The 14,698-nt window shown below is 61.6% G+C and carries 13 protein-coding genes and 1 riboswitch; of the genes, 5 read left to right on the top strand and 8 right to left on the bottom strand.

The window, feature by feature from the left end:
- Window positions 1–75: 75 nt before the first annotated feature.
- Entirely contained in the window at window positions 76–1,005 is a 930-nt protein-coding gene (locus tag EK373_RS26700; protein WP_129647549.1) for a cyclase family protein, read from the top strand.
- Here EK373_RS26700 and EK373_RS26695 read toward each other — a convergent pair.
- The gene (locus EK373_RS26695) at window positions 998–1,903 is read right to left on the bottom strand and encodes a hypothetical protein (protein WP_129647548.1); all 906 of its coding nucleotides are present in this window, start codon (window positions 1,901–1,903) and stop codon (window positions 998–1,000) included. The two genes, EK373_RS26700 and EK373_RS26695, sit on opposite strands and share 8 nt — an antisense overlap.
- A gap of 64 nt (window positions 1,904–1,967) precedes the next feature.
- On the opposite strand from EK373_RS26695, the gene EK373_RS26690 reads away from it, so the two are divergent.
- On the top strand, window positions 1,968–2,471 hold the full coding sequence (locus tag EK373_RS26690; RefSeq protein ID WP_129647957.1) for a GNAT family N-acetyltransferase: 504 nt from the start codon (window positions 1,968–1,970) through the stop codon (window positions 2,469–2,471).
- Between the two features lie 2 nt (window positions 2,472–2,473).
- On the opposite strand, the gene EK373_RS26685 is transcribed toward EK373_RS26690, so the two are convergent.
- On the bottom strand, window positions 2,474–3,196 hold the full coding sequence (locus EK373_RS26685) for a prolyl hydroxylase family protein (protein ID WP_232831260.1): 723 nt from the start codon (window positions 3,194–3,196) through the stop codon (window positions 2,474–2,476).
- 33 nt (window positions 3,197–3,229) lie between these two features.
- The gene (locus EK373_RS26680) at window positions 3,230–3,961 is read right to left on the bottom strand and encodes a DUF3025 domain-containing protein (protein WP_129647547.1); all 732 of its coding nucleotides are present in this window, start codon (window positions 3,959–3,961) and stop codon (window positions 3,230–3,232) included.
- 279 nt (window positions 3,962–4,240) lie between these two features.
- On the opposite strand from EK373_RS26680, the gene EK373_RS26675 reads away from it, so the two are divergent.
- A complete protein-coding gene (locus EK373_RS26675; RefSeq protein WP_129647546.1) occupies window positions 4,241–5,827 on the top strand; it encodes an HDOD domain-containing protein in 1,587 nt (528 codons plus the stop codon).
- Window position 5,828: 1 nt separating this feature from the next.
- Here the strand turns inward: EK373_RS26675 and EK373_RS26670 are convergent, their stop codons facing one another.
- From EK373_RS26670 to EK373_RS26655, 4 genes are read right to left on the bottom strand one after another with little or no spacing between them, the layout of a single operon-like run.
- The gene (locus EK373_RS26670; RefSeq protein WP_129647545.1) at window positions 5,829–6,641 is read right to left on the bottom strand and encodes a phosphotransferase; all 813 of its coding nucleotides are present in this window, start codon (window positions 6,639–6,641) and stop codon (window positions 5,829–5,831) included.
- Window positions 6,642–6,647: 6 nt separating this feature from the next.
- Window positions 6,648–7,304 (bottom strand): nicotinamide riboside transporter PnuC, encoded by a 657-nt coding sequence (pnuC, locus tag EK373_RS26665; protein ID WP_198683674.1) that lies wholly within the window; start codon window positions 7,302–7,304, stop codon window positions 6,648–6,650.
- Between the two features lie 17 nt (window positions 7,305–7,321).
- Entirely contained in the window at window positions 7,322–7,573 is a 252-nt protein-coding gene (locus EK373_RS26660) for a YkoF family thiamine/hydroxymethylpyrimidine-binding protein (protein WP_129647544.1), read from the bottom strand.
- Window positions 7,573–9,732, bottom strand: coding sequence for a TonB-dependent receptor (locus EK373_RS26655; protein WP_129647543.1), 2,160 nt, complete (start codon window positions 9,730–9,732; stop codon window positions 7,573–7,575). Before EK373_RS26655 ends, EK373_RS26660 begins: the two co-directional genes overlap by 1 nt.
- A gap of 77 nt (window positions 9,733–9,809) precedes the next feature.
- Window positions 9,810–9,935: riboswitch (TPP riboswitch) on the bottom strand.
- Window positions 9,936–10,061: 126 nt separating this feature from the next.
- Here EK373_RS26655 and EK373_RS26650 point away from each other — a divergent pair.
- Both EK373_RS26650 and fusA read left to right on the top strand, forming a co-directional pair.
- The gene (locus EK373_RS26650; RefSeq protein WP_157994553.1) at window positions 10,062–10,967 is read left to right on the top strand and encodes a PhzF family phenazine biosynthesis isomerase; all 906 of its coding nucleotides are present in this window, start codon (window positions 10,062–10,064) and stop codon (window positions 10,965–10,967) included.
- 339 nt (window positions 10,968–11,306) lie between these two features.
- Window positions 11,307–13,463 carry an elongation factor G gene (gene fusA / locus EK373_RS26645; RefSeq protein ID WP_129647541.1) on the top strand — a complete coding sequence of 719 codons (2,157 nt, stop codon included), beginning with the start codon at window positions 11,307–11,309 and terminating at the stop codon, window positions 13,461–13,463.
- A gap of 135 nt (window positions 13,464–13,598) precedes the next feature.
- Here the strand turns inward: fusA and EK373_RS26640 are convergent, their stop codons facing one another.
- Entirely contained in the window at window positions 13,599–14,630 is a 1,032-nt protein-coding gene (locus tag EK373_RS26640) for a serine hydrolase domain-containing protein (RefSeq protein WP_157994552.1), read from the bottom strand.
- Window positions 14,631–14,698 lie beyond the last annotated feature (68 nt).

Below are 14,698 nucleotides of genomic sequence, written 5' to 3'. Positions count from 1 at the left end.
TGCTTCAATTCTTTTCGATGGTGCCCAGCGTAGCGGTCGTGGATACTGCGTCGTCTATCACGATGAGGTTGTTGGATGAGCGCTCCGGGTCAGCAAAAGCGTGTGCAGTTCGATTTCGAAGTCGAGTTCTTGAATGGCGGCGGCATCCAGGGGCAGGAATTCCGGCTGGACATCGAAGGCGACGATATCGACGACAGCGCGCTGGCCCAGTACATCATTCAAGACCTGCGACTGCTGATGGTCGGGCGCGTGGCAATCTTGAACAAGACCATCATCGTCGAACCTCACAAACGCTCGCGTGCGTCGGCGCCTGGCCAAGACAAAGCGAGCAGCGCGACGCTCATTGATCTTAGCCACACCATCGAAGACGGCATGATCACGTACAAGGGTCTGCCGGCGCCGATCATCTGCGATCATCTCAGCCGTGCGCAGTCCCGAGATGTGTACGCCCCTGGTACCGAGTTCCAGATCGGCAAGATCACGATGTGCTCCAACACCGGCACCTACATCGACAGCCCGTTTCACCGCTTTCCCGATGGGACGGACATTGCCGGCTTGACGTTGCATACGCTGGTTGGATTGGACGCAGTGGTCATACACGCCGATGGCATGTCGGGTCGCAAGATACCAGCCGAGGCGTTCGGTGCTGTCGACGTTCGCGGCAAAGCTGTGTTGGTTCACACGGGATGGTCGCGTCATTGGCGCACGGATCAATACTTCGAGGGCCATCCGTTCCTGACGGCGGCAGCTGCCGAGTATTTGAAGAAGGAAGGCGCGAAGCTCGTCGGCATCGATTCTCTAAATATCGATGACACCGGCGACGGCCATCGGCCCGTTCACACCACGCTGTTGGGCGCCGGCATTCCCATCGTCGAGCACATGCGCGGACTGGAGTTGGTGCCGGCGACGGGCGCGACCTTTACAGCAGTGCCGCCGAAGGTCAAAGGAATGGGGACATTCCCAGTGCGCGCGTTCGCGGCAATCCCCGGTCAGCGCGTCACTTAGACGAGGCCGTCTTCCGATCGTGCAGCGGCTCGAATGACACGGGCGGCTCGGTCGGATGTTCGTATTCTCCTGGACCGAATTGGGAACAGACATGGGTCACGCCTTTGACCTTGGCCCATGCCCTTGCATCGTCGGGACCGGAGGCAACGACCAGCACGCGTCGATGCCCCAGATCGCCGAAGGACTTGCCCGCTTGTTTCTCGTGCCACTTCGAACCCAGCTTGGGATGTTCGAGCATGATGCCATCCACATAGCGCTCGCCACTCAGGCCGCGCGCATCGCCGCGATCCCAAGCGCCGTTTGAAACGATGATGAAATCGGGCTTGATCGCGCGCCGTTTCTCATCGAGCCGTCGCACCAGATCGATCGCGCCATCGGTCCATGCATCCTTCTGTTGCTGCGGCCAACCTTCCCAGTCGGCGAGTTTGTTCCACGGCCGTGCGCCCAGGGAATCCAGAAACACTCCATCGACCTTGCTATCGCGCATCAGCTGTTCCACATAGTCGACGACGTGAAGGATCCAGGGGGAGCCCGGCCGCATATCGGTCATATGAGTCTTGGGATAACTGACTCGTTCGCCTTCGTGCGGATAGGGCCACAACGGCACGCGCGTCGGGTCATTCATATACAACTCGTTATCGAGCGCGCAAACGCGATGGTCCGGACGAGCTGTAGCGCTGATATAGAGGAGAACTTCAGCCCCGCGATCTCGGGCCTGCTGGAACGCAGGATCCTTCCGATTGCAACGCCCCGCGATGATCATTCCGGACGGCTGCGCGTACAGCGACACGTTCGTCGTGTCCTTGAAAGCGATACCGAGCGGGTTCGCGGCCTCGCAGGGATGCACTTGCATCAGCGCAAGTGCCGCCAACCCCGGGATCCAATCGATGAGCCGCATGAGCTGTCTCACTGTGCCAAAATGCCAGGCGGCTGGAATCGCCCTGGACGAGCGAGGTGCAATCATGCTCCGACTGGCATCGCCGGATGATCAGGACACCGTGTACTCCATCTACATGCATCCCGATGTCATCCCGTACCTTGGCTATGACCCCATGTCCGAGGCAGAGTTTCATGCGGTGTTTCAGGAGCTGCTCGATTGCCGCTCGTTCTACGTTCTGGAACAGGAAGGAATCATCGCTGCGTTCTGTAGAACGACGCGCCAACCCGGGCGCGCTTCGCACGTAGCCACGCTGGGAACCTTGGCAGTCGCGCCTCGCTGGCGCGGAACGGGAATCGCCCGGCAACTACTGGAGCAAATTTTTACACTGCTCAAAGCGCAAGGCGTTCTTCGTGTGGAACTCATGCTGGAAGTCGACAATCCGCGGGCGTTTGCTTTCTACAGCAAGCTCGGATTCCAGCAGGAGGGCCTCATGCGTGCTGCCTACAAACGTTCCAGCGACGCTCACTATACGGACGAGATCTTCATGGCCAGGCTCCTGGCCGAGCTTCCGACCGCAGCTTCGTGACTTCATCGGGTGATCCCGGTCGCCACGCCCCGGCCTTTCCCCAATCGCGGCGGTTGTGCGATCTGCTGGGGAAAGTGGCGGTGGTACTCGTCCATCCACATCTGGTTGATCTCATCCGGCGCGGGCATGCCCGAGACGCGCATCCAGGTGACGATGGTGTAACGATGGCCGGCGGTGACGGGGCGGACGCCGTGGATGTAATTGTGATCGGAAGGGAAGCAGACCAGCGTGCCGGCTTCGGGCTCGATGACCAGATCGAGGGCGGGGAAGAACAGTTCGCCGCCGGAGTAGTCGTCGTTGATGAAGTAGACGACGGACAGATCGCGGTCCAGCGTCTTTTCCCACAGCTCGAGGCCGTTGTCGTCTTTGTAGAGCGTTTCGGCGTCGACGTGTGGAATGTAATGCCCACCGACACCGTAGTGCAGAATCTGTGACGGCTCGCAGTCGCGCACTTCGACTTTGTAGAACGGATTGATGATCGACGCGATACAGGCGTCGTCGATGGCAGCGAGCTTCTTTTCGATGGTCTTCGTGAGCTTCACCTGCTGCGTGTCGCGGATCTGTTTGTTGATCACCCACTCCACTTCGCCGGCGTGAGCCTCGTCCTCGAAGTTCGAGACCGGCGAATCCGACATGCCGGCACGACGCAGAAAGCGGGTGAGCTCCGCGAGATCCGCCGATCCCAGGGCGTTTCGCCGCACCAATACACCGTCACGCAAGTTCATACCTCAAAAGGCTAGCGAGATACGCCGCTCACATCAACGCGAGACTCGGAAAACATCGGCATCGTCATAGAAGGCAAGGTTTTCATTGTCGGGCCACCAGCCGGGCACGCCGAGTACCGGCATAGGCAGGAAGTCCTTGGCAGCCAGGCGCGCGGGCGCAAGGCTCGAGGCGATCGCATCGTCGGTCACGTCTTCGACCGGCCACACGTGGGCCGTTATCGGCTTGCGTGGCTGCATCAGCTTTTCGAACAGCGCATGACCGAACAGCGCCAGGCGCGCCGATCGCCACTCAGCGCGAAGATCGATGAAGAGCGCCTTCCAGTGACGAGAGCGCAATGCCTCGACCAGCGCGGGCGGCGCTTGCAATATTGCGGCGTTCTCATCGAACAGTGTCAGAGCATCGCGTAACGGACCACGAGCGCCAGCAGCACCGCCTCGCGCGGTAATCGCCTCGGCGTGGATTGCGTTCAAGCGCCGCTTGGTCTTGGGGTAGCTGAGCCACATCAGCCCGTTGAACAGATCGTGCAAGTTGTCCCGGGTGGGAACACAGGCAGTGCGAGCGATGAAAGATTCATAGGGCTCGCCGTCAGGCAACGCCGCCTGCTCGACGAAGCGCACACCGCCCTCGCCCGCTGCATTCAACGCGTCGGCCACCGAATCTGACGTCGCTGCCGCGAGCACACTTCGTGCGATAGGGGCATATGGCAACAGCCACGGAGCGGGTGTGTTCAAAGCCGCGGCCAGCGAGGCCAGTGCAGACGTCATAACTGGATGGATAAGTGTCGGTCGCGAGCGCCCTATTGTATGAGCTGAACCCGAGGCGACGGCGGACGATTTACGCGTGCAGAAGGTAATCGGCCGACACGCGCCGCTCTGAAGGGCGGCGCGTGCGACGGACGTCTCACTCGTACGCAAGCCGCACGTATACTTCCCCACTCAAGGAAAGCCTCAGGGGGTCGATGCACGGATGTACACCAGCAATCAGCGGAATCAATAGGCGCGCGGGCCGAGCATGCTCACCGGTCGCGATGACATTAGAGACTCATGAAGAGCACGCCGACGCGCACCGACGATCATCGACCGCCTGGACTGGACGCGATCCTGCGCCGATTGCGCAGCAGCTCGGGCTTTCCGACGCTTTCGACCACCATTGTCGACATCAACAGCGTCGTCGCGAACGAGCTGCACAGCGCCCGGCAATTAACACAGGTTATTCTGCGCGACGCGTCGCTCACCACCAAGCTGCTGCAGGTGGTCAACTCCGCTCTCTATGGCCAGTATCACGGCCGCATCCGCACCGTCTCCAAAGCCGTGATGATCCTGGGCTGCGACGAAGTGCGAAACACGGCGATGGCGTTGACCATGCTGGAGTTCGCCAAGGGGCGCCCGCAAGAGAAGTCGCTGCAGAACGAGCTCATCGGCGCGTTCTTCGCAGGTGTCGTCTCGAAGCAGCTGGGTCAGCGCCTCGGCATACCGAATAGCGAGGAAGCGGTGATCTGCGCCATGTTCCAGAGTTTGGGACGGCTGCTGGTGACCTTCTTTCTTTTTGACGAAAATCAGCAAATCCGCGCGCTGGTCGAAAAGGAACTGCCTGAAGAAGCTGCGGCCGAGCGCGTGCTCGGCGTCTCCTATCGCGAGCTGGGCGTGAGCGTCGCCCGCGAGTGGAACTTCCCCGGCCGATTGGTCGAAGGCATGGAAACGCTCTCGTCTCGGGATATTTCGGCGCCGACGAACGATATCGATCGTTTGAAGATCGCCGCCAACTACGCCAACGATCTGTACAACGCCGCACTGCGCACGCCCGCATCCGCCAAATCCGCAGCATTGTTCGCACTGAGCAGACGTTACAGTGCCGCGATCAAGCTCGACGCCAGAGAACTGACTGCGATCATCGATCAAAGCCTCAAGGACATGGCGGAACGTACTACGGCACTCGAAGTGCCTGCGGAGAAAAACGCCACGTGGCAAGCGATCCGCGCCTGGAGCGGCAGCACTCCGGACAATGACGAGACACCGAATACCGAGACCTCAAAGGCGCCTGACCCGCTGACGCAGCACGTCGACGCAATCGACGCGCAAGAAGAAAAGGAAGTGGCGGCGGCCGAGACGCCACAGCAGGCGCTCTCCGCTGGCATTCGCGATGTGACCGAAGCGCTCGCTTCCGACTGCTCGTTGAACGACCTGCTGCACATGGTGCTGGAAACCATGTATCGCGGCATGGGCTTCACGCGCACCATGATTTTCATTCGTGACGCGCGCATGAATACGATGCGTGCCCGCTTCGGCTTCGGTGCGGACATCGAGCGCGTCATTCCTCAGTGCTCGTTCCCCTTGGCGTTCGCACCCGACGCGTTTCACGTGTCGATCGAGAAAGGCGCCGACATCGTCATCGAGAATGCGCAGGCGGAGAACATCGCCCAGCGCATTCCGGATTGGCACCGCAAGGCGCTGCGCGCCAGGAGTTTCATCCTGCTGCCGGTGATGCTGAAGGAACAAGCGATCGGCTTGTTGTACGCGGACTCGGACAAGCCCAACGGCATCAAGATCGATGCCGAACAACTGGGACTGTTACGAACGTTGCGAGGCCAGGTGACGCTGGCGTTCAAGCATTGCGCGCCCGGGCGCGGTTGAATCAGCCGCCGCTTTCGCGCACCGCCATCCAGAGATCGCGCACGTAGTCGAACAGCCAGCACGCCAGCTCCAGGCGGTGCCAGGTCGTCAATTCGGTGAGTGAGGTGTACGCGCTCAGCAACTGCTCGCGCTGCAGTTTGTCGTAGTTGTGATAAACGCACACTGACGCGAGATCGAACAGCCGCTGCCCGACTCCCGCATATTCCCAATCGATCAACCTTAGCTGCCCGTCGTCGGTGACGTTCAGGTGGTGCACGTCGTTGTGACACAGCGTGGCGGCGGAGTTCTCGCGCAACTTCAATGCGACTTGCAGCGCCCGGTCGCGCAGTGACTTGGTCGTCAGCGCCGGTTGGATGCCGCGTTCCTGAAGCGTGCGGAAGTAGCCTTCGAGCGTGTCGTTCAGCTCCACGCGACGGACGCCGAGCGGCGGCGACAAGCGATGCAGGCGACGAAACATTTGGCCGAGCCGCTGGATGTTGTTTTCCTGTACGGCATCGGCCTCGGTCCAGGTATCGCCGAGATAGCGCGTCACCAGCACTCGCTGCGCGGGATCGCACAGGAGGACTTCCGGCCCGATGCCCGCCTCGCTCACCACCGTGAGTACGGCCGCTTCGCTCTGCCGATCGATTTGTAAAGCCTGCTCGGCGGCATTACTGATGCGCACGACGACATCATCCTGCCGGGTGCGCACCAGCCAGCTGTCATTGGTGAGCCCGTGCTTGATGGGCTCGCAGGACAGAATCGCCTCGACGGGGATGCTGAGCACCCGCGCGGCGATATCGAGTGCGCCGGCGGCGGTGCCAGCGGACGTCATGTCAGCTCACGTCGATGGCGCAGCGGTACTCTGAAACGCCTGTTCCCGTCGCCAAACAAAATATCCACGCACCACGATCCCGAGATAGATGATGAACAATACCGTGGTGGCCAGCAGGCCCTGGCTGAAGTACAGCCAGGCAGCGACGCCGTCGACCACGATCCAGTACAACCAGTTCTCGATTATGCGTCGCGCGACCATCCAAGTGGTAACGATGCTGCCCCAAGTGACGAAAGAATCGAGATAAGGCGCGGGCGAGTCGGTCCATCGCGACAGTGCCCAACCGTTCAGCGCGGTCGCGATTATGACAAGCGCGCCCACCATCACATGTTGGTTCACAGTCCACGACTCGATTCGCACGTCGCCCGACTCGGTCCGGCCACGCTTCCAGTCGATGAAGCCATACACCGCCATCACCAGGTAAAACACCTGCAAGAGCGACTGCATGTACAGCGACGCCTTCGCGAACAGCACCAGATAGATGGCGGTGCTCACGAATGCGCACAGCCAGCACAGCAGGTTGCGGCGAACTGCGAGCAGCAGGTACGCCAGGCCGATCAGCGCCGCCGCGGCTTCCCACGGCGAAGTCGCCAGGAATTGCTCGACGATGATCTGCGTCATCGGCGCGGGAGCAAGCGATGTCTCGAGGATGGCTTCTTCCATGGACGCTCTCGTGCGGCTCAGGCGTCCGGAACGGTGCCGCCGAGCACCTTCATCACGAACACTTTGCGACCGTGCTCAGCGAAGCTGGTTGCAGTCTCCTTGCCGAGAATCTCGAACAAGCGCGCGTGCTCACCGGCGATCTGCGTGCTCATGGCGTTGGTCGTGACCTGCAGCTCGGGATACTGATTCAAGCGGTCGATGAAATCCTTGATCGGCGGAATGTAGTCAGCGTCGAGCGGATACAGACTGATCTCGATGGCGGTACGCATTATTTGAACTCCCAACGGAAGGTGACACCGAACTGCCGCGGCTCGCCGAGCTGCGTGTAGCGCGTGTTTGCAAAATCGGGCGGCTCGTTACCGAAGTAGAAGCCGCGCGTGTAGTAGTCCTCGTCGAACACATTGCGACCCCAGGCGTACACGGCCCAGGTTTCGGCTTCGTAACCGGCTTTGAGGTGTGCGAGCGTATAGGTGTTGGATCGATAGTTATTCTTGTCGCCGTCGAGGTCGGGCACGTCGAAGTAATAATCGTCGGTCGCCGCCACATCGACGCGCGCCATCCAGCCCAGCGGATGACGCCAGGTCGCATTCATCGACGCTTGATACTCGGGCGCATACGCCTGATCGCGATCGCTCAAGTCGGTGACACCGTCGGGCCGGAAGCCCGAATACCGGGTGCGCAGCAGGCCCAGCGAGCCGCCCAACTCCAACGTTTCCGTCGCACGCCAGCGCACGCTGCTCTCGATGCCCATGTTGCGGCCGCCGGACGCATTGTCCGTGTAGAGCAGATAGCTGCTCGGGTCGCCTGGGTCGAGCTGCGTGCTGATCGCCACCTGCATGTCAGTGCGCTTCATATAAAAGGCAGTGACATCCGCATACAGGCGACCCTCGAGCCACTGACCCTTCATGCCCACGTCGAGGCCAACCAGACTCTCAGGCTCGAAGTCCGCTTGGACCTGAGCCGCTTCACCAAGATTGAAACCGCCTGCTTTGTACCCACGCGACAGAGTGGCAAACCAACGCAGGTGATCGCGCGGATCGAAATAGACCGTCGCTTGCCCGCCCCACATGCTGTCCTTCGCAGATGCATCGATGCCGGTCAGATCCTCACCGGTGCGGCGATCGGTGTAGTCAGCATCGCGCCGCTCGCCGCGCAATCCAAACGACCAGCCCCAGCGCTCGCTGAACGGCGCTTCGACCTGCGCATACATCGCGAGATTCTGCGCGTCGTAATCGCTGCGCAGTGTCTTGTCGGTGGAGCCGGAGTATTCAGGGAAGAACGGATCGATGTAGACGCCTTGCGATGTGTAGTACAGCTGCTCATCCACGTCCAGGCCGTAAACGCCCGCGACCCACGTCAGCCCATGCGGCGACGCTGCTTCTTCGGAAGTAATGCGCGCTTCGAAGCTGCGGCCGCGGCGGTCGCGCTGCTGACGATCGAAATAGTCGTACGTGTACGGAGCCCAACTCTCGGCGTTGCCCCAGTCCGAGTCGAAACTGTAGTCCGTCTCGCTGTCCGACAGCGTCGCCGTCAGCGTCAAACGGCCGAGTTGGCCTGCCGATGTGTCGACGCGCAGCGCCGCGCCATCGGACTTCTGCGAATCCCTGCCCGGATGATCGGCGAGCGACACGCGCGAGTTATCGATCGACCACGCGTCATAGCCGTTATCCAGATCCGCGTGCAGCCAGGTCAGATCGACCGTCGTGCTTTCGCTAGGACGCCAACGCCATTTGGCGCGTGCCGTCAGCTCGTCGCGGTCCATCGTGTCATCGCGGCCGAGATAGACATCCTTGCGGAAACCATCGGTGCGATAGTTCTGAACCGCTACGCGCCACGCCGAATTCAGCGACTCGACCGGACCGGTCGCGACCGCGCCGATCGATTGGCTGTTGTACTCACCGACCGAAGCCTCGGTGGAGAAGCCAAATTCATCTTCGGGATCGCGGCCGCGCATGACGATCAGGCCGCCGAGCGCGTTGGCGCCGTAGTGCAAGCCCTGCGGCCCGCGCAGCACTTCGATGCGCTCTACATCGAACGTCGTAGCCGGCATGCCCATGCCGCTGAAATCGATATCGTCGATCAGAAACCCGACCGAAGGATTCGGCGCGCCCTGCCACTCCTCGCGCTCGCCAATACCGCGAATCTGGAAGAAACGCGGCCGTGAAGTGCCGCTCGCATAGGACAGGTTGGGCACGTTCGCGAGCACATCTTCGAAATGCTGTCGACCGCCGTCGCGCAACGTGGTCGCGTCCAGCACGGTCACGCTGACCGGCGCTTCGACCAAAGATTGCTGACGCAGTGTCGCAGTCACAACCACCTCTTCGAGCACGTCCTGCTCGGCGGCGGTTGCCAGGCTGGCGGTCAGCGCCAGCGAAACGATCGATGCCCGGGTGCATCTCCCGAGACTTTTTTGTTTGTCGATGAACATGGCCAGATCCTCTCGAGTGAAGATCCGGGCAACAGCGAGCGAAGAGCGGGGAAATGAACGGGACCCGTCATGATCACACTTGGGCCACTACCTGCTCCCTACGCCGGTACTAACCGGATCAGGTTCAACGGGTTTGCCAATGAGCCGGCGTCGTCGGCGGTTGGCATCTCGGGCCCCAGTCAGGGCCACCCCTAAGGCGAGCGCGATTGTAACAAAGAGCGTGCTAAGGGCACAAAGCGCCCCTTTTGGCTCTTGTTGGAGGCTGGGCACTGGGCACCAATCGCTTCTGGCGCTATAAGAGCGCTTTCGTTTTTTCAATGGCTGCAACCATGCCCAACCGACATTGCCGGCTGTTTCACGTCGACGCGTTCACTCGCCAACGCTATACCGGCAATCCCGCCATCGTGGTGCTCGACGCGGACCATCTGTCCGATGAGCAGATGCAGACCATCGCCACCGAAGTGAACGGCGAGACCGCGTTCGTGCTGGAAGCCGAATCCGGCGATCACGACATGCAGGTGAGATTCTTCACGCCCCGCCATGAAGTGCCGTTCGTCGGTCACGCCACCATCGCTGCGCAATACGTGCGGGCCAAGAAAGACGGCAAACCCGGCGGCAGGCTGCGCCAGCGCACGGGCGCCGGCATCGTCGAAATCGAGGTCACCGACGTCGAAGGCGACCTGCGCATCGCCATCACCCAGAACCCGCCGTCGCTCGGCCCTGTCATTCCGGAGCATCACCGCCGCCAGGTGTTGAATGCGCTCGGCATCTCCAGCCCGAGCCTGCACGTCGATTGTCCGTTGCAGGTATTGACCAAGGGCGGCTCGCGCCTGCTGGTGGGCTTGAAGTCGAACGACCTGCTCGGCGCCATCAAGCCGGATTTCGAAGAGCTCGCCCGCCTCACTTCGCACGTGGGCGCAGAGGGTTATTTCGTGTTCGCGCTGGTCGAGAACAACGGCGTCGTCGGCACCGAGTCGCGGATGTTTGTTCCGGCGCTCGGCATTCGCGAAGACGCGGTCAGCGGCAATGCGCACGGCATGCTCGGCGTTTATCTCGTCAATCACGGCCTGATGACGCCGAAAGACGGGCGCGTCGTGTTCCAGGGGCGCCAGGGCATGTGGATGCGCCGGCCCGGCATGGTCGAAGTGGAGATCGAGTCGTCCGGTAAGGTCGCGCAGTCGGTCCGCATCGTCGGCGACGCGGTGATCGTGTACGAGGCGAACATCCAGGCCTGAGCCGGCCGCCGTTCAGCCCCGGCGAGACGGCCCGGGGTCGGGCCGGTCCTGCGCATCCCTGCGCCCCCGCATTCGGGCATCCTGATCAAAACTCCTGAAAATTCCTACCGTAAGGCCGCAGCTGAGCCGGCGGCCGTCAATTTCCCGGCAGCGGCCAAAAATTTTCTTTCTCTTACAACAACTTCGGCCGATTTTTCAGGTAGAATGCGCGCCCTTCGCCTGGGCGCCCCGGTTGGGAGCCGCCTGGGTAATCTCATTTGCGCGGTTTTCCGATAGAATCCGCGCCCGCTAAACGACCCACAACCTAGCTGCGCACAGACCTTGTAACGGAAATCTGACATGCCCCGTACTACAGCCCTTGCCGATATTAGAAACATCGGCATCATCGCCCACGTCGACGCCGGTAAGACCACGACCACCGAACGCATCCTGTACTACACGGGCCGCAAGCACACGATCGTCGACGTTCATGACACCAAGGATCTGAAGTCCTCGACCACGACGGACTACATGGAGCAGGAGCAGAAGCGCGGCATCACGATTCAGTCCGCCGCCGTCTCGACGTTCTGGCGCAAGAAGAAGATCAACGTCATCGACACTCCGGGCCACGTCGACTTCACGATCGAAGTGAACCGCTCCCTGCGCGTGCTCGACGGCGCAGTCGTCGTGTTCGACGGCGTCGCTGGCGTGGAGCCGCAGTCTGAAACGAACTGGCGTCTCGCCGACAACTACGGCGTGCCGCGTATTTGCTACGTCAACAAGATGGACCGCAGCGGCGCGAACTTCCTGCGCTGCGTGGACATGATCAAGAAGCGTCTCGGCGCCCGTCCGCTGCCCGTGCAACTGCCGATCGGCTCGGAAGACAACTTCAAGGGCATGATCGACCTGGTCGAGATGAAGGCCCTGGTGTGGGAGTCGGACGATCGCGATGCCGTGCCGGTCCAGCACGAAATCACCGCCGATCTGGCCGACAAGCTGGACATCAGCGTGCCGAGCGATCGCAAGATCCTCGCCGACATCGCCAAGTTCCGTTCCGACCTGGTCGATACCTGCCTGGAGCAGGACGACGCGGCGATGGAAAAATACCTGGAAGACGGCGTCGAGCCGTCGGCCGACGTGCTGCGCAAGTGCCTGCGCAAGGGCACGATCAGCGCCTCCTTCAACCCGGTGCTGTGCGGCTCGTCGTACAAGAACAAGGGCGTGACCCAGATGCTCGACGCGGTCGTCGACTATCTGCCGGCCCCGACCGACGTCGAAGCCATCAAGACCGTGGACCAGGACGGTAACCCGAACGGCGAGCGCAAGAGCTCGGACGACGAGCCGTTCTCGGCCCTGGCGTTCAAGGTGCTCAACGACGCGTACGGCGCGCTCACCTTCGTGCGCGTGTATTCGGGCGTGCTCACCAAGGGCATGTCGGTGATGAACTCGACTCGCGGCAAGCGCGAGAAGATCGGCCGCATGGTGGAAATGTTCGCCAAGGACGCGAACCCGATCGAAGAAGCCCGCGCCGGCGACATCATCGCGCTGGTCTCGCTTGCCGAAACGGAAACCGGCGACACGCTGTGCGCCTCCGAAAGCCCGGTGATCCTGGAGCGCATGCGCTTCCCGGACCCCGTCATCAGCGTCTCGGTGAAGCCGAAGAACAAGGCGGAGCAGGAGAAGTTCGGCACCGCCCTGGGCAAGATGGTCCGCGCCGATCCTTCGCTCAAGCTGGAAACCGATCGCGAAACGGGCCAGACGATTCTGCGCGGCATGGGCGAGTTGCACCTCGAAGTGACGCTCGACCGCATTCGCACGGAGTACAACGTCGAAGGCATCATGGGTCAGCCGCAGGTGGCTTACCGCGAAGCGTTCACCAAGACGATCGCCGAGCAGTACGTCCACAAGAAACAGACCGGCGGTTCCGGTCAGTTCGCCGAAGTGTGGATCACGTTCGAGCCGCTGGAGCGTGGCGCCGGCTTCGAGTTCGTCGACGAAACCGTCGGTGGCTCGGTGCCGCGTGAATACGTGCCCTCGGTGGAAAAAGGTCTGCGTATGCAGATGGAACAGGGTGTGCTCGCGCAATACCCGACGGTGGACTTCCGGGCCCGCCTCACGGACGGCAGCTACCACGACGTCGACTCGAACGCGTTGACGTTCGAAATCGCCGCCAAGGCCTGCTTCCGCGAAGCCATCCGCAAGGCCGGTCCGATCCTGCTCGAGCCGGTGATGAAGGTCGAGACCGTGACCCCGTCCGACTACCTGGGCGACGTGATCGGCGACATGAACCGCCGTCGCGGCATGATCCAGGAGCAGCTGGAGCGTGGCACCAACATCGCCGTCGTGGCCACCGTGCCGCTGTCGGAAATGTTCGGCTACATCGGCCATCTGCGTGGCATGACCTCGGGTCGCGCCTCGTACACGATGGAGTTCTCGCACTACGATCCAGTGCCGAAGAACGTCGCCGACGTGGTCATCGAGGAAGCCGCCAAGGCGCGTTCGGCGCCGAAGGCGTAGACGATAAACGTTTAGCCGGACGCATCGACTACCCTAAGCGAAATGATCTCGATGGTCGCAAGACCAACTAAATCGAAGTCTCTCGGCTGAGGGTAAAGAGATGAGCAAGGGCGGTGTCGAAAGACACCGCCCTTTTTATTTGCTCGACCGCATCGCCGGCAGCAATCGATCCCTCAGCCAGAACATCGGCTCGAGCATGTCGGGCCGGTTGAAGCGCGTGCCGGTGGTGACCATCACGGCGCGCAACTCAGGCATGACCATCAGCAGCGAGCCGCCGTTGCCCTGCGCCCACCACAGCTTGGTTTGCGGCAGGTTCGGATCCTTGGTGTGATCCAGCCACCACAAATATCCATAGCGCTGATTCATTCCGGAAATGCCGGTGCGCTCCTGGGTCATGGCGTCGATCCAGGCTTCGGACACGACGCGCTTGCCTTTGTATGTGCCGCGCGCGAGCACCAGCTCGCCGATCTTCAGCAGGTCATCCGGCTCCAATCGCAAGTGCCCGCCGGTGTCGACGCCGTGTTTAGCGTCGTAGTAACGCCACTCGGCGCGCCGCACTTCGAGTGGGATGAACAAATATTTCAGCGCGAAAGCATCGGCTGACATGCTCACGGCCCCTGCCAGGATTTCACCCACCGCCACCACGTTTCCAGTGCAATAGGAGAATTCCTTGCCCGGCTCGGTGCGCATCTTCAGCTCGCTCCAGAACGCGACCCAGTCCTGCTGCCGGTACATCTTGTCTTCCTGGCCCGGCGACTTCGGATCCCAATCGTTGCAGTCCAGACCGCTGCGCATGGTGAGCAGATCTTCGAGCGTCATCGCCGCCTTACGCGGATCGCTCTCGAACGCTGTGCGTCGGGTTGGCAGCAGGTCAATCACTTTGGCCTGCACCGATGGAATCGCCCCGCGATCGATGGCGATGCCGATCAATAGGGCCGTGATGGATTTGGTGGCTGAACGAAGATCCGGCGGCCGCTTCGCCAGCGTCGAATCGACCGTGCGACCGACGGTGACGCCATCGACCTGCATGATGAAGGACTCGAACCCTGCGTGAACGCCGCTGTCTATCTCGGCGGCAATTTGTCTGGCGGGCTCGAGCGTCGCCTCCGCGTGCCCGACCGCGAAACAAAGTGACAGCACGAGTGACGTTGATATGGACTTGAGCACCGGCAGCCTCGGCATTTCATCGCGGCGGTCGATCCTAGTCTATGTCGACTGATGACGCCTTGCCGCCC

Origin of the sequence: Peristeroidobacter agariperforans (assembly GCF_004138335.1) — a bacterium.
Taxonomy (GTDB): Bacteria; Pseudomonadota; Gammaproteobacteria; order Steroidobacterales; family Steroidobacteraceae; genus Steroidobacter; species Steroidobacter agariperforans.
This window is presented reverse-complemented; position numbering and strand designations above follow the sequence as displayed.

What these genes read in the sequence shown, in the direction of transcription:
- EK373_RS26685 (WP_232831260.1), bottom strand. Translation starts at nt 3,196, where the DNA reads ATGAACTTGCGTGACGGTGTATTGGTGCGGCGAAACGCCCTGGGATCG.
- EK373_RS26675 (WP_129647546.1), top strand. Translation starts at nt 4,241, where the DNA reads ATGAAGAGCACGCCGACGCGCACCGACGATCATCGACCGCCTGGACTG.
- EK373_RS26690 (WP_129647957.1), top strand. Translation starts at nt 1,968, where the DNA reads ATGCTCCGACTGGCATCGCCGGATGATCAGGACACCGTGTACTCCATC.
- EK373_RS26680 (WP_129647547.1), bottom strand. Translation starts at nt 3,961, where the DNA reads ATGACGTCTGCACTGGCCTCGCTGGCCGCGGCTTTGAACACACCCGCT.
- EK373_RS26660 (WP_129647544.1), bottom strand. Translation starts at nt 7,573, where the DNA reads ATGCGTACCGCCATCGAGATCAGTCTGTATCCGCTCGACGCTGACTAC.
- EK373_RS26655 (WP_129647543.1), bottom strand. Translation starts at nt 9,732, where the DNA reads ATGTTCATCGACAAACAAAAAAGTCTCGGGAGATGCACCCGGGCATCG.
- EK373_RS26700 (WP_129647549.1), top strand. Translation starts at nt 76, where the DNA reads ATGAGCGCTCCGGGTCAGCAAAAGCGTGTGCAGTTCGATTTCGAAGTC.
- EK373_RS26650 (WP_157994553.1), top strand. Translation starts at nt 10,062, where the DNA reads ATGCCCAACCGACATTGCCGGCTGTTTCACGTCGACGCGTTCACTCGC.
- pnuC (WP_198683674.1), bottom strand. Translation starts at nt 7,304, where the DNA reads ATGGAAGAAGCCATCCTCGAGACATCGCTTGCTCCCGCGCCGATGACG.
- EK373_RS26670 (WP_129647545.1), bottom strand. Translation starts at nt 6,641, where the DNA reads ATGACGTCCGCTGGCACCGCCGCCGGCGCACTCGATATCGCCGCGCGG.
- fusA (WP_129647541.1), top strand. Translation starts at nt 11,307, where the DNA reads ATGCCCCGTACTACAGCCCTTGCCGATATTAGAAACATCGGCATCATC.
- EK373_RS26695 (WP_129647548.1), bottom strand. Translation starts at nt 1,903, where the DNA reads ATGCGGCTCATCGATTGGATCCCGGGGTTGGCGGCACTTGCGCTGATG.